This window comes from Melioribacter sulfuriphilus, assembly GCF_052656625.1.
In genome coordinates this window covers 143703-170646 of record NZ_JBQXXK010000009.1, presented here as the reverse complement: position 1 = coordinate 170646, position 26944 = coordinate 143703, and the positions used below count along the sequence as shown (strand labels likewise).

Annotated in this window: 22 protein-coding genes and 1 tRNA gene; 8 read left to right on the top strand and 15 right to left on the bottom strand. The window is 36.2% G+C overall.

All coding sequences use genetic code 11. The features are described from left to right. Positions 1 to 269 precede the first annotated feature (269 nt). The 5 genes from ACUN8G_RS12865 to ACUN8G_RS12845 form a co-directional block, all read right to left on the bottom strand. The gene (locus tag ACUN8G_RS12865; protein ID WP_437345180.1) at positions 270 to 1277 is read right to left on the bottom strand and encodes an integron integrase; all 1008 of its coding nucleotides are present in this window, start codon (positions 1275 to 1277) and stop codon (positions 270 to 272) included. Between the two features lie 778 nt (positions 1278 to 2055). Then, on the bottom strand, positions 2056 to 2475 hold the full coding sequence (locus tag ACUN8G_RS12860) for a hypothetical protein (RefSeq protein ID WP_437345181.1): 420 nt from the start codon (positions 2473 to 2475) through the stop codon (positions 2056 to 2058). Between the two features lie 571 nt (positions 2476 to 3046). After that, entirely contained in the window at positions 3047 to 5917 is a 2871-nt protein-coding gene (locus ACUN8G_RS12855; RefSeq protein WP_437345182.1) for a type III restriction-modification system endonuclease, read from the bottom strand. Continuing rightward, positions 5914 to 7299 carry a Fic family protein gene (locus tag ACUN8G_RS12850; protein ID WP_437345183.1) on the bottom strand — a complete coding sequence of 462 codons (1386 nt, stop codon included), beginning with the start codon at positions 7297 to 7299 and terminating at the stop codon, positions 5914 to 5916. Before ACUN8G_RS12850 ends, ACUN8G_RS12855 begins: the two co-directional genes overlap by 4 nt. A 2-nt stretch (positions 7300 to 7301) precedes the next feature. Next, on the bottom strand, positions 7302 to 9383 hold the full coding sequence (locus tag ACUN8G_RS12845; protein ID WP_437345184.1) for a site-specific DNA-methyltransferase: 2082 nt from the start codon (positions 9381 to 9383) through the stop codon (positions 7302 to 7304). Between the two features lie 1031 nt (positions 9384 to 10414). Between ACUN8G_RS12845 and ACUN8G_RS12840 the strand changes: the two genes are divergently transcribed. Then, positions 10415 to 10489: transfer RNA gene (locus ACUN8G_RS12840), tRNA-Arg, on the top strand. Positions 10490 to 10510: 21 nt separating this feature from the next. Continuing rightward, positions 10511 to 10801 (top strand): hypothetical protein, encoded by a 291-nt coding sequence (locus ACUN8G_RS12835; protein ID WP_437345185.1) that lies wholly within the window; start codon positions 10511 to 10513, stop codon positions 10799 to 10801. On the opposite strand, the gene mgtE is transcribed toward ACUN8G_RS12835, so the two are convergent. The 9 genes from mgtE to ACUN8G_RS12790 all read right to left on the bottom strand — a co-directional run bounded on the left by mgtE (position 10798) and on the right by ACUN8G_RS12790 (position 19147). Beyond that, positions 10798 to 12180 carry a magnesium transporter gene (gene mgtE / locus ACUN8G_RS12830; protein WP_437345186.1) on the bottom strand — a complete coding sequence of 461 codons (1383 nt, stop codon included), beginning with the start codon at positions 12178 to 12180 and terminating at the stop codon, positions 10798 to 10800. The two genes, ACUN8G_RS12835 and mgtE, sit on opposite strands and share 4 nt — an antisense overlap. An 89-nt stretch (positions 12181 to 12269) precedes the next feature. Further along, positions 12270 to 13844, bottom strand: coding sequence for an aldehyde dehydrogenase family protein (locus tag ACUN8G_RS12825; protein WP_437345187.1), 1575 nt, complete (start codon positions 13842 to 13844; stop codon positions 12270 to 12272). A 55-nt stretch (positions 13845 to 13899) separates the two neighbouring features. After that, positions 13900 to 14652: a LytR/AlgR family response regulator transcription factor gene (locus tag ACUN8G_RS12820; RefSeq protein ID WP_437345188.1), complete on the bottom strand. Its 753-nt coding sequence runs from the start codon at positions 14650 to 14652 to the stop codon at positions 13900 to 13902. Beyond that, the gene (locus ACUN8G_RS12815; protein ID WP_437345189.1) at positions 14649 to 15698 is read right to left on the bottom strand and encodes a sensor histidine kinase; all 1050 of its coding nucleotides are present in this window, start codon (positions 15696 to 15698) and stop codon (positions 14649 to 14651) included. The genes ACUN8G_RS12820 and ACUN8G_RS12815 overlap by 4 nt, the downstream gene beginning before the upstream one ends. Positions 15699 to 15709: 11 nt before the next feature. Further along, entirely contained in the window at positions 15710 to 16453 is a 744-nt protein-coding gene (locus ACUN8G_RS12810) for a LiaF transmembrane domain-containing protein (protein WP_437345190.1), read from the bottom strand. A 9-nt stretch (positions 16454 to 16462) separates the two neighbouring features. Then, entirely contained in the window at positions 16463 to 17158 is a 696-nt protein-coding gene (locus ACUN8G_RS12805; RefSeq protein WP_437345191.1) for a LiaF transmembrane domain-containing protein, read from the bottom strand. Positions 17159 to 17283: 125 nt separating this feature from the next. Further along, on the bottom strand, positions 17284 to 17751 hold the full coding sequence (locus ACUN8G_RS12800) for a nucleoside-triphosphatase (protein ID WP_437345192.1): 468 nt from the start codon (positions 17749 to 17751) through the stop codon (positions 17284 to 17286). Beyond that, positions 17717 to 18820 (bottom strand): hypothetical protein, encoded by a 1104-nt coding sequence (locus ACUN8G_RS12795; RefSeq protein ID WP_437345193.1) that lies wholly within the window; start codon positions 18818 to 18820, stop codon positions 17717 to 17719. Before ACUN8G_RS12795 ends, ACUN8G_RS12800 begins: the two co-directional genes overlap by 35 nt. Beyond that, a complete protein-coding gene (locus ACUN8G_RS12790) occupies positions 18821 to 19147 on the bottom strand; it encodes a carboxymuconolactone decarboxylase family protein (RefSeq protein WP_437345194.1) in 327 nt (108 codons plus the stop codon). It lies immediately after the preceding gene. A gap of 124 nt (positions 19148 to 19271) precedes the next feature. Here ACUN8G_RS12790 and galE point away from each other — a divergent pair, with 124 nt between their 5' ends. From galE to ACUN8G_RS12775, 3 genes are read left to right on the top strand one after another with little or no spacing between them, the layout of a single operon-like run. Then, positions 19272 to 20249, top strand: coding sequence for a UDP-glucose 4-epimerase GalE (gene galE / locus ACUN8G_RS12785; protein WP_437345195.1), 978 nt, complete (start codon positions 19272 to 19274; stop codon positions 20247 to 20249). A 2-nt stretch (positions 20250 to 20251) separates the two neighbouring features. Then, positions 20252 to 20815 (top strand): dTDP-4-dehydrorhamnose 3,5-epimerase, encoded by a 564-nt coding sequence (rfbC, locus tag ACUN8G_RS12780; protein ID WP_437345196.1) that lies wholly within the window; start codon positions 20252 to 20254, stop codon positions 20813 to 20815. Further along, positions 20815 to 22143 carry a UDP-glucose dehydrogenase family protein gene (locus tag ACUN8G_RS12775; protein WP_437345197.1) on the top strand — a complete coding sequence of 443 codons (1329 nt, stop codon included), beginning with the start codon at positions 20815 to 20817 and terminating at the stop codon, positions 22141 to 22143. Before rfbC ends, ACUN8G_RS12775 begins: the two co-directional genes overlap by 1 nt. 680 nt (positions 22144 to 22823) lie before the next feature. Here the strand turns inward: ACUN8G_RS12775 and ACUN8G_RS12770 are convergent. Continuing rightward, positions 22824 to 24524 (bottom strand): Rossmann-fold NAD(P)-binding domain-containing protein, encoded by a 1701-nt coding sequence (locus ACUN8G_RS12770; protein WP_437345198.1) that lies wholly within the window; start codon positions 24522 to 24524, stop codon positions 22824 to 22826. Positions 24525 to 24667: 143 nt separating this feature from the next. On the opposite strand from ACUN8G_RS12770, the gene ACUN8G_RS12765 reads away from it, so the two are divergent. The 3 genes from ACUN8G_RS12765 to ACUN8G_RS12755 are packed head-to-tail and all read left to right on the top strand — an operon-like array spanning position 24668 to position 26935. After that, positions 24668 to 25141, top strand: coding sequence for a PTS sugar transporter subunit IIA (locus tag ACUN8G_RS12765; protein ID WP_437345199.1), 474 nt, complete (start codon positions 24668 to 24670; stop codon positions 25139 to 25141). A gap of 17 nt (positions 25142 to 25158) precedes the next feature. Continuing rightward, positions 25159 to 26421, top strand: a complete 1263-nt coding sequence (gene hisS / locus ACUN8G_RS12760; protein WP_437345200.1) for a histidine--tRNA ligase — start codon at positions 25159 to 25161, stop codon at positions 26419 to 26421. A gap of 1 nt (position 26422) precedes the next feature. Then, positions 26423 to 26935, top strand: coding sequence for a hypothetical protein (locus tag ACUN8G_RS12755; protein ID WP_437345201.1), 513 nt, complete (start codon positions 26423 to 26425; stop codon positions 26933 to 26935). Positions 26936 to 26944 lie beyond the last annotated feature (9 nt).

The window sequence follows — 26944 nt, the reverse complement described above, 5'->3', positions numbered from 1 at the left end:
CAAAACTGTAGTAATAGAAGGTTAAATTATTTGTTTGCATTTGCCCCGGTGCCACCAGCGCCGGGGTTTTTAGAAAATTATTTTTTTTGCAGTACCTCCTTATTAATTTATGATTTTGCCATATAACTATTACTTATACTGCACAGATTTATTAGTTAAAGAAGGTAGATATGCGTGCAGATGCATATCTACTTTCCAATTGTTTTCAAATTTTCTTAAAATCTCAATATTTAAAAATAGCTCTTGCATATCTATCATCATGCCATATTTCAGTCTAACGGACTCTTAACCCCCAATCCTCTATTGAGAACATGGGTGTAAATCATAGTGGTTTTAATAGAATTGTGCCCAAGTAATTCTTGTATGGTTCGTATATCATATCCGTTTTCTAGTAAGTGAGTTGCGAATGAATGTCTGAATGTATGCGGGCTTGCAGGTTTTGTAATTCCTGCTTTCTTTACTGCTTCTTTCACAGCTCGTTGTACCGTACTCTGGTGAATATGCCACCTTAAAATTAATCCACTTTCCTTATCTTTAATAAACTTATCTGCAGGAAAAGCATACTGCCATCCAAACTCTTTTCCGGCATTTGGATATTTTTTCTTCAGTGCATAAGGTAAAATTGTTTCTCCCTTCCCCTTTTTCAAATCGTCTTTGTGCTGTAAGAAAACTATATTTAAATGTTTCTTTAATTCCGGAATTATTGAATCAGGAAGAATTGTGTGTCGATCCTTCTCGCCTTTACCATCCCTTACAAGAATCTGCTTATAATCAAAATCTATATCTTTAATTCTTAGCTTTAATGCTTCAGTTAATCTTAAACCACTGCCATAAAGTAATGAAACAATTAATTTATTCGTTCCTTGTATATTCTTAAATACATTAGCTACTTCTCTTTTAGATAATACAACCGGCAGATGTTTCACTCTCGTTGATCGCTTAATATTTTCAATCCACCCTACATCTTTATTCAAAATATTTTTGTAAAGATAAAGTATACCCTGTAAAGCCTGGTTTTGAGTAGCACTGGAAACATGATGATTAGTAGCAAGATTGTTTATGAATGCTTTTATTTCTTCAGCACCCATATCTTTTGGATGACGCTTATTATGGAAGTAAATAAACCGCTTAATCCAATTCGTATAAGCAGTCTCAGTTTTTCTACTGTAGTGAGCCGTACGCATAGCAATGCGTACCTGCCCGAGCAGTTTCGGTTTGTGTTTTTCAGTTTGAAATATCTTCGGGTCTGAAGAAATATTTTGCTTCCCACCTTGCAAAAAATATATCCCTTTCTTCTCTGATTAAAACTTATGAATTTACATAAGATTTGTCAAGATTTAGTTGATTTTTTTAATCCTCTACATTATGAAGCTATTTAAGTCATTAAATCATTAGCCACGAATTTCACTAATTATTCACGAATTTATGATTTATCCCAATAGTGGTTATGGCATCTATTGTTTATTGATTTGTTTTTAATCACCTACTAAAAAACTTTTCATAATCTTAGAGTTGATTATTTGTTTAATCCAAATTTTATCTGTGAAAAAACTGTGTTTTCTGTGGTTAAATTTTTCTTAACTTGAATGTAAAAGAAAAAAATAATATTACTTCAGCATTAACTATCTTCAAACCTTAAAAATCAGAACAAAGTTTATATTATTTTTGTAACTAAGTAATTGAAGGAGATTGAAATCGAAGGAATTATTTCAAGAGTTGAGAGCAAAGATTATTATGTATATGAGTTAAAATCTCATAATCAGATCCGTTGTGTTCTGAGGAGAACATTCGAAAAGGAATTTTTAAAGAGTTGTTACCAAACTCGCTTAATTCAATCAAGAATATTCATCGTTTGATCAACACTTTACGGTATTGTACATAAAATGCTGCCCAAAACTGCAATGTAAAATTGAAAAGCAATGCCAATAATTATTTATAAATTTGTTTTATTCACCATACTCAAAAAGTAATTATTTTTTCAACTCAACAATAACATTTTTAGAATGCCGCAATGTTTAAAGCAGTCGCTTTGATTTGAGGGTTATAACGTATTTTCTACAGACTAGCAATTCTATAAGTTGCAATTACCAAAAGATGACTTAGAATACCCACTGTAAAAAAATAACCAATTTGTTTAAAATCTATCATGAGTTTATAACTAGCTCTTATGACAATTAAAAGCAATATTAAAAGAACTATTATTCCTGCTGTATATGTACCGATTCCCATTATTATTGATATTCTTGTTTCATCTTGTTGACTAAATCCTCCAAAGACTAGTGAAAAAAAACGAAATACGAATTGAAAGAATAAAACTGGGTAAGCATATATCATTGAATATTTCTCTAAAATTAAAAGAGATATCACAGCCACCAGTATAGTAAACGCAGGTCCACCGATACTTACATATAAATTATGACTTTCATCTAAATAATGTCCACCTTCAGGCCAAACATAGTTTAGACTATATATCATTTTGTTCCCTAGATATTCTCCTACTAACCAATGCCCGAATTCGTGGAATAGATAAGAAAAATAAGATATAGGAATAAATAATAAATAAAGTCTAATTGATATTTTTTTATCAACGGTCACAAATTGATATTTTTTAATTTTACGTTATGAATATTACTCATACTATGTTTATTACTTAATTTACATGGATGTGCGTGCAGCTTCATATCTACGTACTAGCCACTTTTTACTAAGTATTTCTATCTGTATTCCATATGATATAATAAGCAGCTCCAAAGCAATGAGTATCTTATCAAGTAGTTCCGGATTTTCAGAATTATTAATTCAGCAGTTAAGAGAAGTATTTAGCTTTCCACTTTGCAAAAAATATTTCCGTTATTCTTGCTTGAAATTATGATTTTTGGATTGACTTGTCAAGTTAGAATCATTCTTTTTCTTCTTGTTTATATCAATTCAATATTTATGTAAATTTTTTTGGTCATTCCACCAAGTTTATTTTTATAAAAATTCCGATACAGAACTAAATACCTTTCATAATACTTTAGATTAATCATTTAATCCGTATTATTTGTTAGTTAAGGATTTCTTTAATTAAATCTAAAATTTTGTTGTTACTGAATTGAGTTTTAAACTCAATTTTTATTTTTCCATCAAAGAACTTTTCGGCATGTTTAATTTTCATTTTTTCTTCTTCACTCAATCCGCTTGCATCTGGATAATTTTTGCATTCCACCACAAAGTGCAGTTTCTGCTCTCCGGTACTATTTTTTACCACATAGGCAAAGTCAGGTGAATAGGTTTTGCCACCTGCCACAGGAATTTTAATGGAGTTCTTAGGAATTTTTGTAAAGACAATGACTTCCTCAATATCTGTTTGTATATTTGATTTTTCTAGGTCGGAGTCATAATATAATTCTTCGAAGAAATAAGAGTCTGCGACATTTTCATCAGAAAACAATACACCTACATCAGAAGCCGAAATTTCTTTCAGCACATTTCCTTTTTCGTCTGTTAGCTTGGTAGGATGAATGCTATTTTTAACCTTTTTGTATTCTATTGAGTATTTATCAAAGGCTTGTGTCATTAGGAAAAGGTCAAAATTCTGTTTTATAGTTCTCAGTGTCGATTGGTTAAGATAATTATTAATATCAGTTTTTGCTTTAATAATTGATTGATGCAATGTTACAATGTTAATGTTAAGCGATTTTGAGAGTTCTTTCAAAAAATCACTATATTTCATCGTAGCAATAGATTCAGTCTTTGGTTTGTAAACGGATATAGTCTCTTTCGCCACCGCTTTATTATCCCTGGTTTCAACCTTTGAAATTCTTTCAATAATTCCGTCTGAAATAAATTTATCTTTTTGTGTTTTCAAAAATTCCGTAAATAAAGCCTTGAAATTTGATTCGTTTTCAAACTTATATTCAAGAACAACTTTTTCATTAAGCTTTTCCCAGAGTTCTTTTAACTCATCATACTTCGATGTCCTTACCGTGACCTTTTTCTTTGGATCAGTGGCTTTACGAACTTTATTAGAGTTTACACCTTCGAAAATAAGCGGGAAATTTTCTTTGATAAAGTTAAAACCATTTTCTTTAAAATCATTGTTTCTTTTGATAACTCCTTTTTCATCAAGATATTCTAATAAATTTTCATCGTTTGTAAATTTATCGGAGTATTTTTGTAAAATAATTTTTATCAATGGATTAACACTTGTATAGGTTTGTTCAATAGAAACAGCTCCCGATTTTTCGTTAATTTCATTAACCAGCTTATCGACAAAATCGCTTTCGGTAAAATCTACAAAATAGTGTAGATAAAACTGTTCGTCTTTTACTCGATTACCATATTCGTTAACAGGCAAACGCAATCCTCGGCCAACTTCCTGCAATTTAGATATTTCGCTACCGCTGCTTCTCAGCTTACAAATCTGAAATACATTAGGATTATCCCATCCTTCGCGTAATGTCCATTTGGAAAAAATAAATCGTCTTGGATTTTCCAGATCAAGTATTGCTTGTTTATCATGAAGAATTTCATTGATTTCTGCTTCTATTTTTTCATCATTTTCGATATTATCTTTTGAAAAATATCCACCGTGCGTTGCAGAAATGTCAATTAACGTTTTTTCAAGATATGATTTATATAAAGGATCCGTTTCGTTTTTTATTAATTTTTCTATTTCTGCCTTTACATAAGTTTCAACTGTTCTGCGGATATAACCATCCTTATTTCTGTATTCATCAATATTATCAATAAAGAAAAGCGTTAAAGGTTTGATTTTTACTTCTCTTGTTAAAAGTTGTTTTTCTATTTCAAAATGGTGCTTTATTGCCTGTTTTATCATTGTCTCCTGTAATTTTTCAGCATACGAGTAAGGGTTTATTTTATCGCCCTTCTTCATTTCTAAGCCGTTTGACAAAATAACAGTGCTTTTGTTAAGTTTCTCTATGAACAATTCCTTCATTTCCGGATGAACTTTAGCAAGACTTTCTTTTTTTGCAACTTTTACTGTGTTTCGTTCGGCATTTTGAATTAATTCAAAGCTGGCTTCTTTTCCATCAGAATCGATGAACCTTACAATTGCATTTTTACCGCTTTCAAATTCAGTAATGTGCCCAATTACGCCTTTAACTAAATTTCTGTTAAATGCATCTACGGCTGTTAATTTATATACCAGATTTTCATATTCTGTAAATGTTGCCCCATATCGCAAAATAAATTGGGGTTTCATTTTCTGAATGTTTTCCCAGGTCTTATTTTCTTGTGCAAACTTATGAGGCTCGTCAATAATCATAAAAGGATTTACCGCTGCAATAGCATCAAAAGGAATAGTGTATTTATCAAACAAACCTTTATCAAAGCTCTTTTGCATTGTTTCGGAATTAATCATACCTGCATTAATGATCATAACCTGAATGCTGTTTTTTTCAAAATTTCCGGCATTTACAAAGCTACTTACTGCCGCTGGTATGGATGACTTTTTGTTTTTATTACTTTTCTGACTTTCTACAATATGTAAATTCAATATTTTGCCGTATTGCTCTTTGAAATGTTCACGGCAACTTTCAGACTTTAAAAAATCTACTGTTCCAGCTTTGATAGATAAAGTGGGCACAACGATGATAAATTTAAAGACACCGTAAAGTCTATTGAGTTCGAAAATAGTTTTGGTATAGGTATAGGTTTTCCCTGTCCCTGTTTCCATCATGATATCAATGATGTTGCTTTTCTTAAACCCTTCGGTAATTGTGTTGTTACGTTGAATGTTTTCAATATTTCTTTTGTACTGTAAACCAGACTCCCAAATTAACGAAGGATTAACATAATTTTTGTTTACATCAGTGGGGAAGGTAATTTGTAAGTTTTCAAAAACCGCAACGGTATTATCTACTGCTTGTTTCTGATGGGCTAAATCTTTTTCAAAATTAAAGCCTTTCATTTTCCGCCCTCAGTTTTTAGTTGTTTTTGCAACTCTTTTCCTTTTTCTGTAAGGCGATATTTTTGTTTACTACTGGTAGGTTTATCAGGAATAGTAGGTTCAACCAATCCCAGTTGAATAGATTTTTCAAGATACTCTTTTCTGAAATGCTCTCTATCCGATAAATTAAGTTTTTTTTGAAGCTCACTTCTTGAGAATTCACCATCCAGTATTTTTATAATCTCAAGAACTTGCTGGGTGACTTGCTGGGTGACTTGCTGGGTGACCTGCCCGGCTTTTTCTTCTTTTTTAAGATATTCAACTACTTCTTCGTCGGAATAAAAGATGGTTTTAGTAAAATTCTCTGTAAACTTAAAAGAATCTCTGCTATAAAACTGTAGTATTCTTGGCAAACCTGACCCTAATTGCTCCACCAATTCAAGATCTTTAAAAATACGCATTAGTTCCTTGTTTCGTGGAACCGATACCCCATCAAAAAATTCCTCTATAGATAAAAACTCTGGTAGTGATCCGGCAGATATTATTTCTATTCTATCGTCAAAAATTTCAAATTTTGGTGGCACTTCTCTTGTGTAGTCATTATGTACAATGGCATTAATAATGGCTTCGCGCAATGCCACCGGTTGCCATAGCCGTTTTTCTATTCTTTCTTTGGGGGTAATGCGGGCATAAACTCTGTTTTCTATATCAATCTTATCCAGTACACTTTTGGTTGCTTTAATTAGTGAACAGTATCCAAGTTCGGTATTTTCAATCAAGTTAACTCTATCTTTTCCAGAATATTTTGCTACTTTAAATGATATACCATTTTCATCGGCAAGAAGATAAGCCACATAATTTAAGTGCCCATCATCGGTAAGTAGTTCAAGATTTTTTTTGAACTGTTTGTTAAGCGGCTTGCCCTTTTCTTCGTAGTAAATGCGCAATTGTTCAAAGGTTAAATCCTGTCGGGGTGACTTTATTTTACCGATGGAATTTCTTGCTCTTTTTGCAAAAAGTTCATCAATCATTTTTTGCGACATTGGTTGAGCGGCGGTACCTATACGAATAAAACATCCTTTTTCGGTCATCCCATATCTTTTCTTAAAGTACGGCTTTTCGCTTCCACTTGCTACGATAATCTTAATAACAGATTTACCTTCTTTTGTTTCCTCAACAACATCAAAAAGGCCCAGTGCAGAAGGTTGAATATTATTTTTTATACGGTCTATGATTTTTAGTATGGTTTTATCCAGATTGGAAACACCTACCACTTTACCCGAATTATCTATTCCAATATAAATAAATCCCCCTTCGCGATAATTTAAAAAAGCAATAACTTCTTTTTCTAGATCAAGATCATCCGTATATTGGCTTTTAAATTCTATACGGGTTGTTTCCATTGTTAATACCTTACAACAAAATCTATGTCTATCTGCTTTTTGTTAGCATAGTTTTTTACATTTTCGGATAGTTCGCGTAAGCGGGCACTTTCAAAGTGATAGCCAAAGGCAATGATGGTTTTGGGTTCAAAGTGTTTGTCTGTATCTATTTTTTCCAGCAATGCTTTTAAATGATCGGCAGTAAAACCCTTGTGCATTAAATAGAGCTTTCCGTTACCATAAAACGATGTATAGCCTCCTAAATCAATGGTTTCTAACTCTTCTGTTAACGGAATACCATCGTAGGTTTTCCAGGTGGTAAGTAGTGCTTGTATATCTTCGTCGTTAAGTTTTCCGGCATCAAAAAGGGTTTGCGAGCTGTCAAACGCTTCGGCTTCAAAATTATAATCTTCCCAGATGGGGATGGTTTCAAATATTTTAAAGCCCAAATCCTGCCTTTTAAGGGCTTCAATTTCGTTCTGTAGTTTTTTGATTTTTTCTTCTTTGTCTTCTAAATCCAATTGATTATGTAATTCCTGAAGCTCATTTTCTTTTTCTTTGATTTTAGTATCAATGGTTTCGGTTTTAATTTTTTCTGCTGCTCTTATAAGTCTTTCTTTAGTAATTTCAAATATCGTAGGTTCGGCTTTGAGTTCGTTTTTGACAAAATCATAGGCAGTTTGGTTTTTCTTTGGGTCGATTGGTTCTGGTAATTGTACTAAAATAAACTTTCGATTACCCCCATCTTCGGCATTAAGCTGCATCACCGCATCGCCTGTGGTGCCACTGCCAGCGAAAAAATCAAGGATGAGGTCTCCGCAAGATGTCGAAATTTGAGCTATTTTGTAAATAAGTGAAATTGGTTTTGAATACTCAAAAACTTTTTCATCAAAATACTTTGAAATATCTTTTTTAGCATTATCATTTGAATATTTATTATCAATGAACTCAAGTGAAGATGTGGATTTTTTTCTTTCTTGTATTTCAATAAAATAGCCGTTTTTCTTATCTTTTTTGATTACAGCATTTTTATAAGTTTTTGTATAAATTCTATCATTTTTAACAACAATGAAACCATTTTTTAAGCCAAATTCAAATAAGTCTTTTGACCATCTCCAACAAAAGTCGCTTTTAGGATTTGCCTTTTGACGAGCTTCCATTTGTTCTTTTGAAACATTACCTGGTCGGTAAATTTTTCCGTCAAACTCAATCTCATAATCAAGTGATTTAGAATACTGGATTGAACTATAGTCAAGAGTTTGACTTAATTTAAAACTCCCCCTTTCTTCAAAGTATTCATCTATTCCATTATACTTTAAATCTTCAAATGAGCTTTTGCCTATAATCAATTTATCGGTTTTACTATAAGTGATTAAGTAATCAGTGTTTTTTGCTATTAAGTCCGTTGTTTTTCCTGCCTTTTTTGTAATTCTTGGAAACTCCGCCACAAAATTTTCTTCCCCAAAAATCTCATCCATCAAAAGTCGCAGTTGTGCCACTTCGTTATCATCAATAGAAACAAATATTACGCCGTCGTCTCTAAGTAATTGTTTAGCAATGTAAAGTCGCGGGTACATAAAAGTAAGCCAGGCGCTGTGGCTGTTGCTTTTGCTTTGTGTAAAATCTAAAATCCGTTTGGCTTTTTCTTCGTCAATGCCAATAAGGTTTTGCAGGTCTTTTACGGTATATTTTCTATCATCATTATACACAAAGCCATCATTACCGGTATTGTAGGGCGGGTCTATGTATATCATTTTTATTTTTTCGTAATAGGCATTGGCAAGGTGCTTGAGTACTTCCAAATTGTCGCCTTTTATGAGCAGGTTTTCAGAGTTAGTATTTTCAGGTTTTGCGTTGTGGGTTTCGTCTGCTTTTAATAGTGTTGTAGCGGGGTCGCTTGCCAGGAGCCGTGCATAGCTTTTGCCAAGCCATTCCAGCCCATAGCTTTCTGTGGAAAAAGAAATTTCTTTTTCGGTAAGATAGTTTTTAAACTTTTCAAAATCAAAATTGCCGTTTTTATCAAAGTAATGCGGAAAATGAGTTTTCAATATTTCTAGATCCTTGTTCTCCACTTTTATATCACCTGTAACTTTCTCTTTACGCATAGTTAATCCTCTTTTTTATTACGAAATATGACAGCGAGTGTTTAAGACAAGCAAATTTGTCCTTTGAAAATATATCTTAATAAAAATAAAAGTATCAATATAAATTTAGAACCATGCATTTTACACAATGAATTACTGGCAACCTTACTGTTTTCAGATGAACTACTGTTCAGGGGTTGTTTGACATAAGGCATCCACAACAAATGGCAAAGAATACATACGGTAGCCGCAATGTGACAATTCCAATGTCCTGGAGTTGTGTTTTGAATAGTACATCTAAACGCTGCTTTCACATGCTCCTCGTTCTGGAGGTAGATAACTAACAACTGCAGTACGTGAATATCCACGCTCATGAATTTGCTTGATTTACAGATCGGGTCAAGGAAGATCGCCTTTTGATTGCTCCAAAGATGCAAAGACATCAGGTTTAGCATCTTGTTTTTCTGCTCTTTCAGGGTGAGCACCTCGCCAAATTGAGCAACTCTAAGTTTTGATTTTACATGGCTCTGACTGGAACTCATACCACTATATTACCCTCCTCGAACGGACGACTTGCTTTTATTTTTTACGCAATCAAACTTTCACTCAATCGACCAATTTCTACTACAACAATTCTTTTTAATCGACGAAATATTATTTTTTGATCAAATATAACCAACTACTCTAAAATACTCCAAAAATTTATTTGTTCTTTTCGAAATATTTAAATGTCTACATACATTAAAGATAGATTTCAAACAAAATTTTTTCATTTGATCTGGTTAACAAAAAAAGCAGGAAATTTTAGAGTTGATAAATTGGGACTGGCAGATAGATAAATCAATTTATTATCAAATTCAGTCATAATTTCAAAAGTTTTTTATATCCAGGAAACTTGAAATTATCAATAAATGAACGAGGAAAGATGTGTGTGACTTCAGACTTTATGAAATATAGATTTAACAAAATAAAATATTTACGAGTACAATTCTTCTTCATTAAAATTTGTCATTTTTTTATTAAGGCAATATATTTCGGCATAAAATTTTAATGCCCCCGTAGCTCAGCGTGGATAGAGCAGCGGTTTCCTAAACCGCGTGTCGGAGGTTCGAGTCCTCTCGGGGGTACAAAACTTAATCGAGGGATGTGTGAAAAAGTTATTAACTACGCTAATTTTCGCCCTTGTAGATATCGTCTGTTTCCTGCAGGGCTCAGTTATCCTTGTATATTCACTCCTTCATGTAAAATACAAAGTCGAAATTGCACGCGCCGAAGGTTTTACTTCTGTTGAACTAAGTAATTTGCCCGTCGCAATTGGAGGTTACTACTACTATCCCGAGTCGTATATAAAAATTGCAATGATTGGTATTGGATTAATTGTAATGGGTATACTAATGCGCAGCTGGCGCAAACATTATATTGAAAGCGCCGAAATCTAAGGCAAAAGCGTTCCACTTAGCATCATGTGAGCCACGGTAAAATAAATTATAATACCCGTTACATCGACCAGAGTCGCAATAAAAGGCGCCGATGAGGTTGCAGGATCGAATCCCAATTTCTTCATAATAAAGGGCAACATCGAACCCATCAAACTTCCCCAGGCAACAACTCCAATTATTGAACATGCTACAGTAGTAGCTAGCAAAAGCCAGTGGTCGCCATAACTATTTCCTGCATATTGCCAGATTGTAATTCGTATAAATCCAATAATTGCCAGGATTACACCAAGCAGTAATCCCGTAATAATTTCCCGCCTGAAAACGTAGATCCAGTCCTTCAATGTAATTTCATTTAGAGCCAGAGCGCGAATGATAAGTGTGGAGGCCTGAGAACCTGAATTACCACCACTCGAAATAATTAAAGGAAGAAAAAGAGCAAGGACTACCGCCTGACTAATTTCATGTTCGAAAAATCCCATCACAGTAGCTGTAAACATTTCACCAATGAACAAGATGCTAAGCCATACAGCTCTTTTTTTAATCATTTCAAGTACGGGTGTATCTGGATAAGGTTCTTCGAGAGCTTCAACTGCTGCACTTTTATGGATATCTTCTGTGGTTTCTTCTTCGGCTACGTCCAGGACATCATCAACAGTTACAATTCCGACCAGTACTCCTGATGAATCTGTAACAGGCAAAGCAATTCGATCGTACTTCTTAAAAACCTCGATTGCAGTTTCCTGGTCGTCATTTACTTTCAACGATACAAAATTTCCGTCCATCAATTCCGATACTTTTGTGTCAAGTGGTGCCAGCAAAAAATCCCGAATTTTTATATCGTCAATTAATTTCCCTTTGTCGTCCACTACATACAAAATGTTCAAAGTTTCTTTATCGTGCCCGTATTTTCTGATATAATCGAGAGTATCCTGAACTGTCCAGTTTTCCCTGATTGCAATATAGTCGGGTGTCATTAAACGACCGACGCTATCTTCGGGATAGCCGAGAAGTTGTTGAGCAATTTTGCGTTCTTCTGGAGTAAGGTAGTTTATCATCTGTTTAACTACATTCGGCGGCATTTCTTCGAAGAGAGCTGTACGGTCGTCGGGCGACATTTCATTGAGAAGTTCAGCAATCTTCTCCTGACTCATCGACCTGATAAGATCAATCTGTGTATCGTAATCGAGGTATTCAAATACATCTGCAGCAAGTTCTTTGGGCAGCAGTCTGAACAAGAGAGCGCGTTCCTCTTCGTCAAGATTTAAAATAAGATCCGCAATATCGGTGGGATCCCAATCGATAAGAATTTCTTTGAGTTCAGAGAATTTTCTGGTTTTAATTAATTCTTTGATTTCGGGGTTGACAAGCATAGTCAGCATAAATTACCTCCGTTGAGTGGTGAGGTACGGAATTGATTAAAATCGGCAGGTCAAGATAATACTTTAATGTTAAAAATCACATTCTAAATTCAAAATTTCTTAAATTCTGCAATAATTTTATTGATCTCTTCCTCGCTTATGCCGCTGCCGAATTGTTTGTTAGTTTCCTTTTTAGAAGTATTGAAAGAACCGACAGGTGGATTGCCTGCACGTGCTCTTAATCTTTCTTCTATAATATTTGTAAAGCTGGATGAGACGGTTTCAGTTTTTGTGAAACTGTTTCCGTCCAGCGAATTAATAACATTGCCTTTATTAATTGGATTGGTCTCAAAAGCCAGAGTTTTAATATTCATCAGATGAGAAGCCGTAACGTTTTCCGATATAATTGAACCTCCCCAGGTTCCGGGGCCTAAAGTCATTGATGGAATTAATCCCGTTGTATAGCCCACAGCGCCAACAGAAGATGGTGTGTTAACAACAATACGAAATGCCGGTTTTTCCAGCGCAAATTTTAAAATTATATCTCTATCGTTTGAATGGATAGCCATCGTATGGCCAAGTCCTCCAAACTGGAGCAGTTCAATTGAACGGTGGCAACCTTCGAGCCAGCCGTCAACTGTGTAGAAAGCCAGGATGGGCGATAGTTTTTCGATCGAAAGGGGTTCTTCTTTTCCAACTTTGTTACATTCAGCTATCAGTACCGTAGTGCTGGAAGGCACCTCAAATCCTGCATAGGAAGCAATCCAGGTAGCTGACTTACCGACAATATCGGAATTGAGTTTGGCACCTTTGGCAACTTTTTCTTCGAGAAGTTTTTTTTCTTCGGCATTGAGGAAATAGCAACCGAGCTTTCTGGCTTCTTCAATTACTTTTTCTTTTATCGGACGATCTACAATCATTGCCTGTTCGGAAGAACACAAGACTCCATTGTCGAATGTGGTGCCATAGACGATATCTGCCACTGCTTTTTTAATGTCTGCAGTTCTTTCAATAAAAGCAGGCACGTTACCTGGTCCAACTCCGTATGCAGGTTTGCCGGCGCTGTATGCGGCGCGTACCATTGGAGTGCTACCCGTAGCCAGTATGACCGCAATGTTTGGATCGTGCATCAATGCTTTTGTGCCTTCGAGAGTAGGAATTGTTAAAGTCTGGATTAAGCCAGCTGGAGCGCCCGCCTTTTCGGCTGCTTCAGAAAGTATATTCAAAGCTTCTGCTGTCGACTTAACTGCTTTGGGATGCGGACTGGCAACAATTCCATTCCTGCATTTTAAAGAAATTATTGCTTTGAACAATGCTGTCGATGTTGGATTTGTGGATGGAATAAGAGCAGCAACTACTCCCATCGGCTCGGCAATTTTTACTACTTTGCCGTTATTCCTGACTTCGATTATGCCAACAGTCTTGAGATCTTTAATCGAATTATAGACATCCCGCGTGGCAAATTGATTTTTAATAATCTTATCTGAAACTTTACCAAACCCGGTCTCCTCGTGAGCAAGTCGAGCCAGTCTTTCAGCTTCTCTGAACCCTGCCTCGCACATAGCTTCAACAATTTTATCGACTTGCTTTTGAGTAAAATGTTTGAATTCAAGCTGAGCCTCTTTTGCCTTTGCGGCTAAATTGCGAGCCATTTGAATCGACTGAAGGTCCTTATCGAAATCCATTTGCGTCCCTAATTTTTCTTCAAATATAACGACTCCCTTTTCAAAGGTCAATTTTTTATCTGTTCATCAACTTCTTCAGTCGCTGGTATCCAGATTTGCTTACAGAGATTTTATCCCCATTTTTCAAAATCGCTTTGTAGGATTCTTTTTCGTAAGGTTCCAGCTGCACAATTGCATCGAGGCGAGCAATAAAAGAGCGGTGCAAGCGCAAAAAGTTATCGGAATTTAAATTCTTTTCGAACCATCTCATTGTCTTTTGTTTCAGGAATTTTCCCCTTTCAGTGTGCAACATTACGTAATCGTCCTGCGCTTCAATATAAATTATTTCATTGGCAGGAATGATTAAAATCTTGCTGTTGTGCTTTAAAACCACACGTTCGAGCCATTCGCCTTTTTCTTTATCTGCTTCTTTCAATTTGTTTAGTTTATTCAGTAGTTCCGACTTATTCCCGATGTACATTTTTGCTTTTTCGAGAGCTGCTTTGAATCGCTCTTTTGAAAATGGTTTCAACAAATAATCGACTGCATTAACTTCAAATGCTTTGATGGCATATTGATCGAATGCAGTAGTAAAAATTATTGCGGGTGGCTCGTCGATCAATTCGAGCATTTCGAAACCTGTTATCTTTGGCATCTGTATATCGATAAAAATTAAATCGGGCTTTACTTCATTTAACATCTTTATTGCTTCAAAACCATTTGAGCATTCACCTACAATTTCAAATTCTTCGTAATCGGACAAATACTCAGCCACAATATCGCGTGCTAATTTTTCGTCGTCGACTATCAACGCTTTTATCTTTTTCATAAATACTCCGGTATGTAAATATCAACCCTGAATAGTCCTTTGTCTTTATCGATAGTGATAAGATTTTCGTTGTTGTAAAATAATTTGAGCCTGTTTTTAATATTCTTCAAGCCGATGCCTTCGCCTTTTCGGGGCACGGCTTCAGGGTCGTAATTATTTTCCATAGTTATTTGAATGAATCCATTGCCTTTTTTGCATTTTAATTTAATCGTTACTTTTTCGACGCTTTCGTAAACGCCGTGCTTAATTGCATTCTCAAAGAGAGGCTGTAGCAGCATGGCGGGCACTTCCACCTTGCCACATTCGTCGTCGCATTCTTCGACGTAGTCGAATTTGTCTCCGAACCTGACTTTTTCGATGTCGAGATAGAGTCGCGAATTTTCGAGCTCTTCTTTCAAAGGATTGGTTTGATTTTCGTTGCGGGATAAAGTACTTCTTAAAAAAGTCGAAAGTTTAATCGTCATCTCTCTGGCTTTTGCTGGATTGCTCAGTGTCAAAGAGCTGATGGAATTGAGACTGTTAAAAATAAAGTGTGGATTAATTTGATATTTCAACGACCTCAATTCCGTCTCTTTGAGTAAAGTTTTCAGCTCGGCTTCCTTCAATAATTTATCGTGAAAGTTATTGTAATAAATAAGAACGTAATCAATAGCGATAATAATAATGTAAAACATAATTCCCGCAATTGAACGCCATACAAGGCTACTGTTGAGTATCGACAAATATTTTTTATCTTCAATAATATTCGATAGAATAAAATAAGAAATACCAAGCCAGAAAGTTGTAATGATAAATGCAGATGCAATATGATTTAGAATAATCTTAAACGCAGAATAATTATCGAGTGAATTGAAATTTACCATATACCAGAAGCTAAGTCCCAGAAAACAATAAAGCCCATTAAAAATGATACTGTCGATAATCGAGTAACCGAAAGAGACGTCCACAATAAAAGTAAGAATTAACGAATGTGCCACAGCAATAAACACCCACAACAGAAAATAGATTAAGAGAAGTTTTCTATTTTTGATAAAAGGATTAATCATATTATTTTTCGTCAGGAATAATAAACTTCGCAGCCACCGAAAACAACCGAGCCTTTCAGAATTAATAATCCTTCCTGCATTTCTTCTGAATCAGGAATAAAGTAACGTTTATCGTCAAATCCACCGAAGATTGAGGTTAGATTTGAGATCACCTTCCAGTTTTTTGGTACAAAGAGTGTACATCCTCCCATAACACAACTGATATTGAGTACAATCTCTCCCTCTGCGAGTCTGGAATTGTCGAAGTTAAGTTGAGCGCTTCCAAGTATGACATTAATTTTTCCACCGCTGAAATTATTCGATTGTATTAATTTAGTGGAGCTTGTCAGAACGCATTCTTCGTTTATATAATCCGCATTCTCAGTATAATCAAAACCTTTAGAACTCTCTTCCGTATGTGCTGCTTCGAAATGATGATGTTTATTAGAATGCCCATTTCTTTTGAGAATAATAAGAAGTCCAATAATAATTATTATAATCGGCCAGAAATCACGAAACCTGAGAACAAAGAAAGGATGCAGGATTTTGCTTGCAATTCCAAAAATACCAATAACAAGAAAGACTATGCCTGCTACGCTGTTTTTTGATTTCGAATGGATGACAATGCCGATAATTAATGAAACTGTATGCCATGAAAAAATAATGTGTCGGAAAGAAAAGTCGAGCATAAAGATGTTATCAACTAAAAGCAAAGCTCCTGCGATAATTAGAATAATACCGAGCCAGTTTGTTTTTGATATTTTTGAATTGTCCATTTCGACTCCTTAGTTTTTAATTTCGCCGCCGCCGAAAATTATAATTCCTTTGATATAAAGAATTTTGTCCTCGTCAATATTTGAATCTGATACATTCCTTCTTGAATCAGAAAAGCCGCCAAAAATCGGTAGTACGTCGATCACAATCTTCCAGTCTGATGGTACAATCAACGTTGTACCTCCGAAGATGATTGTAATTTCGAGAGTGCTATCGCCTTCGGCAAGATTGCAATTGGAGAGATTAATTTCCGAGCCTCCAAAAATTGATACGATATTTCCGCCTTTGAAATTATTTATATAATAATTCTTGTTGCTACCGCCGAAGACTGAGACTTCTTCGATCATTCCATCTTCCGTCGATGCTTTCCTTTCGCCGATTTTAGTTTTATGATGGAAATATCTCCCGCCGAAACGATGGATTGAATTCCCCCTTTGACGAAAAAGTAGATAGACACCGAGAAGGATAAGTAAGATTGGCCAGAGTTCTGGTGCTATTTTGAACAATCCGATGGCTATAAAAATAAGTCCTGCTGTTTTATTGTGCGTCAACAAAAAAAGAAGGAGTCCGAACAGGATAAACAAATATTCCCACGAATAAATGAACTCGGGAAGAATCAGGACTCCGTAATTGTCGAGCAATAACAATGTTCCCAGCACTATTAGGATAAGTCCCATTAGAATTCTTGTAGTCATATGACTTTGCATTAATTACTCCATTTATAAATTCCATTCGCAAGTTAATAAATCGAAATTGTTCTGAAACTATAATTCGGCAAAATGCAGATTTTTATCGGTAAAGTCGGACTATGCAATTTCAATTGTCGAATAGATTAAATGTTTTCGTAAAACTCTCTGATGATCAATGGATTTTCAATATTGAATTTATCGATTACAGCGTCGAGTAAATTTTCTCGAACGGCAAGAATCAATTGATACGAAGCAGAACTATTGAGCGCAAACTTCAAAGCGGAAGCGAGTCCTGAGTCTTGAAGTTCGAGTCTACCGATCTCGTCGAATACGATGGCTTCGAAATTTTGTTTAACTGCTTCGATCAGTCGCTCGTTAGCCCAGTTGAAAGCTTTCAGACTGAAACGATATTTTCCGACGTTTACGGCATCTTCGCTTTCAGTAGTTTCTAATGAGAACAACGTTTTGCTTTTAATGTGAAAAAGGAAACGCTTACCATCAATAACCGGCTGGAGAATGCCATCGATATTGGATTGCGTGGTTGTCCATTTAAAAAGAGCCGTAGTTTTGCCTGAGTTAATAGGGCCTGAAATAATTTTTATACTGTACATTTTCTTCATTCATCGTAAGAAGCAAGAAAAAAGAGAGGGAAAAGAAAAATATGAGCCGTTGTATTCCGAGGTATCTTCTGGAGACCGACCAGCTGTTATTGATAATGGCGCGGAAACTCGGAAAGAGATCGGTTATTTCGTTTATTTCGGAGGCATGTTCAAATTTTTCCTTTTCGATAAATCTTTTGAATTTTCCGATTACAATTGGAGAGATTATGCTGAACCAGATAAACGAAATTGTAAAGGAGCGGAGCAACATAAACACAACACCCCAGAAACGATTATAATTATTCAGATAATACGAGAATACCAGCAGAAACAAACAAAATATGATAAATAAAATTCCCGACGGGCGCTGCCACCATCTTTTAATCTTTTTACCTTTTTTTTCTTTATTAATAAAATAGTCCGAGGTAATCAGATGAAAAACATAATAAGATTTATAATAATCGTAGGCACTCCTTACCCACCTGGGTATATTAGAAGCCTTTAATCCTACTATTATTCCAGCAAACAAATGCACTCCAACATAGAACGTAATAATCATCATACTGAAGCTGAAGCCAGAACTTGTATCGAACTTATAGAACTGTAGAACGATATAATCTGCAAATTCGTTGAGCGATTCCCATAATGTAAAACCGAACAATAGAGTTAGAACAAAAACCTTCTGAAATGCCGAATAGAACAAAGATAGTACACCCAATAAAAAAGTTGCTAATTTGTGCGATTTGATATAAGAATATAGATAAAATCCAAGGAAAGCCTGAACTGTTATTGCAAAGTAAGAATTCAAGGGGCTGTAAGGACTGACAACAGCTTTAACTAAAGCAGCTAAGAGTGCTGATTTCAAAATGATTTTTTTGTCTTCGGAATAATAAGCCAGAAGTGAAATATATATGACAGTGGCGACGCTAAGGAAAAGGCCGGTGAAAGGAATTTTAAGGATGTGTAGAATACCACCAAACGCAGCCTCGCTGAAAGCCCAGAGAGCAGTTATTCTTTTTAAATCAATTTTGACTTCGTCTGGCTTGACTGAATCAAATAATTCTTCGGTGATAAATCTCAATTATTTCTTTCCTTTCTTTTTGTCGAGAATATCGTCGATCCAGCTCATTACTGCCATCGAAGCCGGGAAACCGATGGTTGGGATTGCCAGAAGCGCCACATGTCTGATTTCCTCATTTTTAATCTTTGCTTTGACTGCTTTTCTGACCTGAGCATGGACTGCGCCTTCCATCATCGCACCTGCCGAAAGAGCCAGCTTAATTAGTATTCTCGTCTTTTCATCGAGCGGACCAGCCTCGTGGACAGCACCTCCCAGCTTTTCGTAAGCCACTGCTACTTGGGGATATTCTTTTAAAAAACGCTCAAATCTCTTGGGTAGTTTTGCCATTTTTTGCCCTGATTGATTCTTCAATTAATTAGTTCAGAGAACTAATCATAATTATTATAGAGTTGAAAATATAATTTTGTATTTTTACAAACAACAAAAAAAATTTTTTCAGGGTACATCAAAAGTGAAAATATTAGTTACAGGCGGAGCCGGATATATCGGTTCTCATTTCGTAAAATACCTCGTAAACAACAATTATTCACCTGTGGTGCTCGACAGTCTCGTAAGAGGTCACCGTGAAGCTGTCGATAAATCAATTCCTTTTGAAAATGTCGACCTGCTCGATTACGTTGAGTTAGAAAAAGTAATTAACAAATATAAACCCGAAGCGATCGTTCACTTTGCTGCTTTTGCATACGTGGGTGAATCGGTAGAAAATCCGGAACTTTACTATACAAATAACGTTGTTGGAAGTTTTAATTTGATTAAAGCAGCTGTTAAACACAATCTGAAAAAGTTTGTCTTTTCTTCCACGTGTTCGATCTACGGCAATCCAAATAAAGTTCCAATTTCGGAGTCTGAACCGGCAAAACCGATTAATCCTTACGCAAACACCAAACTTGTAATTGAGATGATGCTGAAGGACTTTGAATTAAGATACGGTTTGAAGCACGTTTGTTTAAGATATTTCAATGCTGCAGGCGCCGACCCCGAAGGAGAGATAGGCGAGAGCCATTCGCCTGAGACTCATTTAATTCCAATAGTTCTCGAAGCCGCTCTGGGCAAACGCGATAAAGTTTTTGTTTTCGGAAACGACTACGATACACACGACGGCACATGCATCAGGGATTATATTCATGTGATGGATCTGGCAGATGCTCATTTAAAAGCGCTTCTTTATCTGGAAAAAGAAAACACTTCGTCGGAAATTATTAATCTTGGTACAGGCGTTGGAAATTCTGTTCTTGAAATAATTAATAAAGCCGAAGAAGTTACAGGCAAAAAAATAAATTACGAAATTACAGGACGACGTCCGGGCGATCCTGCAGTTCTCGTTGCCGACAATAAAAAGGCACGACAACTTCTGAACTGGAAACCAGAAACAAATATTGATGAAATCCTTTCGACAGCATGGAAATGGCATTCTAATCCAAAATACTGATTATGATTTTCGAAAAAGTACATATCGATGGACTACTGATCATCAAACCAGATATTTATGAAGACGAGCGCGGTTTCTTTTTTGAATTGTTCAACAAATTCAAATACGAAGACGGCGGAATTAAATTTGAATTCGTTCAAGATAACGTTTCAAAATCTGTAAAGAATACAATTCGTGGACTTCATTATCAAGTCGGCAAATTTGCTCAGGGGAAACTCTGCACGGTCTTAAAAGGCAAAGTTCTCGACGTGGCAGTCGACATTCGATATGGTTCGCCAACTTACGGCAAATGTTTTTCTTACGTGCTTGACGACATTAAAAAAGAGCAACTCTGGATTCCGCCAGGATTTGCACATGGTTTTTCAGTCCTATCGGACGAAGCATTTTTCATGTACAAATGCACGGCGCGATACAGCAAAGAACACGAACGAGCTATTTTGTATAACGATCCGCATTTAAATATCGACTGGCACATTGAAAATCCAATTGTTTCGGAGAAAGATTTGAAAGCAAAAAAATTTAACGAAATAGAACACGATTTCTTATTTAAGCAGGAGGACATTTAATGAAATTAGCTGTTATTGGAACCGGTTATGTGGGACTGGTCAGTGGAACTTGTTTTGCCGAAATGGGCAATACGGTTATCTGCGTGGACAACGACCAGAAAAAACTGGAGAAATTAAACCGTCGGATTGTACCGATATATGAACCCGGCCTCGAAATTTTATTCCAGAGAAATATTGACAAAAATAGACTTACTTTTACATCCGACCTGCGTCGCGCGGTTGAAGAGTCTGAAATAATTTTTTTATGCCTGCCAACTCCACAAGGTGAAGATGGATCGGCAGATTTGAAATATGTGTTTGGAGTTGCTGAAGAAATTGGCAAAATATTACAGAATTCTCAAAAGAATGATTTTAAGATTATAGTCAATAAGAGCACTGTTCCTGTTGGCACTTCAGCAGCTGTCAAAAAGATACTTGAAAAGTACAACATTGAAAATTTTGAAGTGGTTTCGAATCCTGAATTTTTGAGGGAAGGATTTGCAGTGGATGATTTTATGAAGCCCGACCGGATAGTAATAGGTGCAAGGAATCCGAAAGCTTTTGAAAAAATGAGAGCTTTATACGAGCCCTTTGTGCGACAGGGTAACCCGATTTTTGAAATGGATCCAGAAAGTGCAGAGGTAACTAAATACGCTTCGAATTCTTATCTGGCAATGAGAATTACATTTATGAACGAACTGGCAAATTTCTGCGAAAAAGCCGGTGCTAATGTGGAAATGGTTCGCAAAGCAATGGGATCCGATACACGTATTGGCAAACGCTTTCTTTTTCCTGGAATTGGTTACGGCGGATCCTGCTTTCCAAAAGATGTAAATGCATTAATTAAAACTTCCGAAGAATTTGGCTCGCCGATGAAAATTCTGAAAGTTGTCGACGAAGTAAATAAAAACCAGAAAGAAATTCTCGTAAAAAAAGTTAAAGAGCATTTCAACGGTATCTTAGATGGCAAAACTTTTGCCGTCTGGGGTCTCTCCTTCAAACCCAATACCGACGATATGCGGGAAGCACCCTCAATTGTAATTATCAATCAATTACTCGCTGCAAATGCAAAAGTGGTTGCATACGACCCGGCGGCAATGGAAAACGCGCGTTTCTATCTGGGCGATAAACCTCAATATGCTCAAGACCAATATTCGGCTCTCAAAGACGCCGATGCACTGCTGATCCTTACAGAATGGAATGAATTCAGAAATCCAGATTTCGAGCAAATGAAAAAGCTGCTGAAAAACAGATTGATTTTCGACGGCAGAAACATTTTCGACCCAGCAAAAATGAAAGAACTTGGTTTTGTATACTACAGCATCGGACGCAAACCCGTAATCAATTAAATTTCTCTTTCCCTCAATGCCTGCCTCGTTTATGGCAGGCATTTCATTTTATGTACCATATTGATAAAACACCACTAAATGGGACACCGCATCTTTAAATTACTTCATTTTTTTGATGAATAACCCTAAAATTAAGGCACTATTTATGCGATAATAAAGGAAAGAAATTTTAAAATTTTATGGAACTAGACGAAATCATTTTTCATATTCTCACAATCTCATTCGCAACTGCAATAATTATAATTCTTTTTTCTTATTTAATTACAAAAATAAGAAAGAAAAATCAGCCGCCTGTTATAAGAACCAGTCAGGTTCCCCCGGTTATCAATCCCTGAACACATATAATTTTGCCGCGTAATATAAAAGTAGTTAAGCAATACGACTTTAAGAAAGAGATGGAAAAGAGGCACGTCAAAGCGCACCGATATAAAATTATTAACGAGGAAATTCATAAAAGATAATAGTGAACTGAATTCTTGAAAGTATAGCGGATAAGAATATATAGTCTATTACGAGTGTAATAAAAATTGTGACCTGTAATAGACACGTTACGTTAGCAATTAAATTTATTCGAAGAAAAAAGAAATCCTTTCATCAGATAAGAGTCGGGACTATCTTAATGCGTGCTTTAAGCGATCGGCACAAATTTCATTATACTTTTGATAGCCCCGACTGTCAAATTAAGCTTTCATCCGTTCGCCTTTTTCTTCTTTACTGAAGATCCATCCGACCACTTTACCGATATCGATTTTACCGAAGTCGTTCCAGTATTTCCTGGTACGAACGTGCATTGAACTGGTATCTTCTTCTGGAATTGAACTGGCTTCTGCAATGATTGCATTAATCCTCTCGATCCAGGTTTCCATGTTTTTCTCTCTCAAATCGACCCAGCCGTCGTGTGCCCACAAATCGATACTTTCTGCGGTAATATTCAATTCATTTTCGCCTCTGAACGGAGGAATCTTCATCGTATTACCTCGTAGCAGGGATTTGCCATCGGGCAGAAGAATTGGAATACCAATCGAAATTATTTCATTTCTCAACCTGTCGTTTTCTTTGATGTACTCGAAAACTTTGTTCGATAGTTCAGCTGGAGAAAATTCTGGTATTCTTTTCATTTCGCCGGCGACGTGTCTCAGTAAATTTATTTCATGCAATAATTTTGAAAGGCGCGGTGGACCTAACAATTCGAATGCAACACTTTCTTTGCCGTACAAATTTTCGAGTTCTTCGAGTTTCTCGACGGCTGAATGCTGCAAGAATCCGGCTCTGTATGTTGGTTCGAGCGTTGCATTGTCGAGAGCATTGATTATGTCGTGACCAGTATTACCGCCTTTAATTTCGTATATCAGGTCGTCGGCAATTTCTTCTGGAGTTACATATTCCATCTGTCCTTGAGTTGTAATTGCCTCGAACTCTCCTCTGGAAAAAGTGCCATTCTCTCCGGTATCTATGTAAACCGATTTTAATGATTCACCGGTTGACTTGAATTTAATATCGGGTTTTAATTGCAACTTTCCTTCTAACCTAACAGCATCATTCAAGTCGACATTCTGAATTTCGATTGGTTTTCCTCCTTTTCTAATTTCACCGAACTCAATTTTTTTCCAGGCGATGGCGGCAGTCGGTTTAATTTCTTTTGTAATTGGTCCTTGTGGAGTTCTGCCCATTAAAAATAGCAATAGAGTATGAGCTCCGGCTACGGCAGATTTACTCAGCAGAACGCGTGACGGTTTCTCTTCGCTGTGTGTGTAAGGGATATTCAATCCCATTCCCCCTGTGCCGCTCGTTCCAATCTTAAAATAAATTTTTGTGCCTGCCCTGCTCATTGCATTATAAAGTATTTGTACGTGTCGGATAATTTGAGGAACATATTCGCTGCAGAAGAGTTTTTCCATTTCATTTCGCATTACTTCGGCATCCGAGCCTTCGTTCATTAATCTTTTAATCCGGTAATAAGTCGAATAGATATCCTGGTATGCGATTGCCGTTGCTGAATTTACACAATCGATAACAATTTCTGGTTTGAATTCCATAATTAATTTATAAGCCGCCGAAGCCTCAAGTATCTCGTCGTTCAATTCCTCCATTATATCGTACATAAGAATTCGGCGTGATTCGGGATCTTCGAGCAGTTCCAGACGATTTTTATCCTTAAATTCATACCGTACAAAAATATTTCCCCACCACGGAACAAAATAGTCTTCCGGCAATCCGGTGAATTCTTTCTTTAGCTTTTCAACCTGTGCAAGCGCTTCTTCTTTTTTGAGTGAAGTTACAATAATTCTTTTTGGCTTTTCGCTCACCAGTTTGCGCGTAACGGCGTTACCTACCAGTCCCCATGCCCCCAGAACTAATACTGTTTTGTTTTGAATATCCATTATAACTCCAATTTTATTTTTAATGATAAATTAAGGTTACTTTTATCCGATTTCAAGAAAATTGGTAGTAAAAAAATCTGGTCGATTGATAAAGGGATAATGGTTTCTTAAATTTGTAGCAGTAAAAACTAAGTGGGTATTAGATGAAAATTTCGGATATTTTACAACCCGACAAAATTATACCTTCGTTGAAGGGGAAAACCAAAGCCGAAGTTATTAATGAATTGGTAGATTTATTTCGAGATGACGAACGGGTTAAAGACCTTGAAGGGGTTCGTGAAGCCGTACATGAACGTGAAAAAATAATGTCGACAGGTGTTGGTAAAGGTTTTGCCATACCGCACGCTAAATCAAACGGCGTCAATGATATCATTGCTGCATTTGGTAAACTCGACGAGCCAATCGATTTTCAGGCTCTCGACGGTCAACCGGTAAACCTTGTCTTTTTACTCGTCGGCAAAGAAAACCTTGTCGGGCCGCACATCAAACTCCTCAGCAGGATATCGAGAATGATGAATAACGAGGAATTCAGAGAAAATCTTTCCAAGGCTAAAACTGCCGACGAAATTTATAATCTCTTTCTGGAAGAAGAAAAACAATATTTCGAAATTAACTAATACCAGGTTTCTCCTTAATGATTAAAGCCGTTACAGGTACAAAAGATATCCTTCCAGGTGATATACCCAAATGGAGGTATATTGAAAATCTCGTCCGCACAACTTTTGAAAAATTTAATTATAGTGAAATTCGGACACCGATTTTTGAAGAAACGCGACTTTTTGCTCGTGGCATTGGAGAAGAGACCGACATAGTTAGCAAAGAAATGTATACATTCGAAGACAGAGGCGGACTCAGTATTACTCTTAAACCTGAAATGACAGCCGCTGTAGTGAGAGCATTGATTGAGCATTCACTCCATAAAAAATCACAGTTAAACAAGCTCTTTTATATCTCTCCTATGTTCCGGCAGGAAAGACCTCAAGCAGGCAGGCTGCGTCAATTTCATCAATTTGGGGCCGAAGCAATCGGCAGCAACGACCCTTTTTTAGACGCTGAAATGATTGTGATTGCCTATTCCATATTAAATCAAATTGGACTGAAAAATTTAACCGTAATCATCAATACTCTCGGTATTCCTTCAGAAAGAGAATCCTACAAAAATGAATTAAAGGGTTATCTAAAAAATCACTACAGTCGTCTTTCAAACGAAAGCAAGAGAAGATATGAGACCAATATCCTGCGAATCTTCGACAGCAAAGAGGAACAGGATATCGAGATAATGAAAGATGCACCCCTTCTTATCGATTTTCTCGGAGCTCAAAGCCTCGAACACTTTGATAAAGTAAAGAATGCTCTTGTTAAACTTGGAATAAAATATGAAATAGAACCCAGATTGGTAAGGGGGCTGGATTATTACACACACACCACATTCGAAATAGCAAGTGGCAGCGTCGGCTCGCAAAGTGCACTGTGCGGAGGAGGTCGTTATAACGGTCTGGTTGCCCAACTCGGAGGCGACGATTTGCCAGGCGTTGGATTCGCTGCTGGAATTGAACGAATTTTACTGGCTTGCGAAAATGAAAATATCCTTAATATCCCTCAAGATAAAATTGACGTATATGTAGCATTGCTCGATAAAAATCTCAACGACGATTCTTTTATTCTTACTAATCGATTGAGACAGAAAGGATTAAAAGCCGAGTGCGATTATCTGTCGAGAAGCCTGAAAGCACAAATGCGAGAAGCAAACAAATTGAATGCTTCATACGTACTCTTTTTTGGTGGCGAGGAATATAATGATAAAAAGGCTCTATTAAAAAATATGACGACCGGCGAACAAACTGCCATTTCGTTTGAAGATATTGACTTGGTCGTCGATAAAATAAAGAGAGGTTGATATGCCTCTGCGTAAAGTAAACGATCCGCCAAAGATTCCCAAAACGCGGAAGAAAAAACCCGAATCGGTACTGAAAGCTATACCAGCACCCAAGCCCGACAAGCTCGAGTATTTATGCAAACTCTTTTTCAGATACGATAAAACTGTAAAGAAACAATATCTCGTTATACGTATCGAAACTATCGCATATTTTACAAACTTTACGTACGAAATCACTTATGACTTGATAGAAAAAGAGAACAACATTTATATAATAATTACAGGACTGAAAGCTAGAATGGACCTCGTGCCTGAAGTAGGTCCTGCATCATGCGAATTATTGAGAGAGTTTCTGGAAGGTAATATCAATATAAATCTAACAAAGCAAGACGGGGCTATCAACAGCGCTGAATACCAGGTCGATTTCAACAACAGGGCAATTAATTTGATAAAAGAATTTATGCCTCCCAAAAAAAACAACCGCATCTTCTGTAAATTCGAAGTGGATAATAATAATTTTAGTTTTGCTGACTAAGCGGGGACT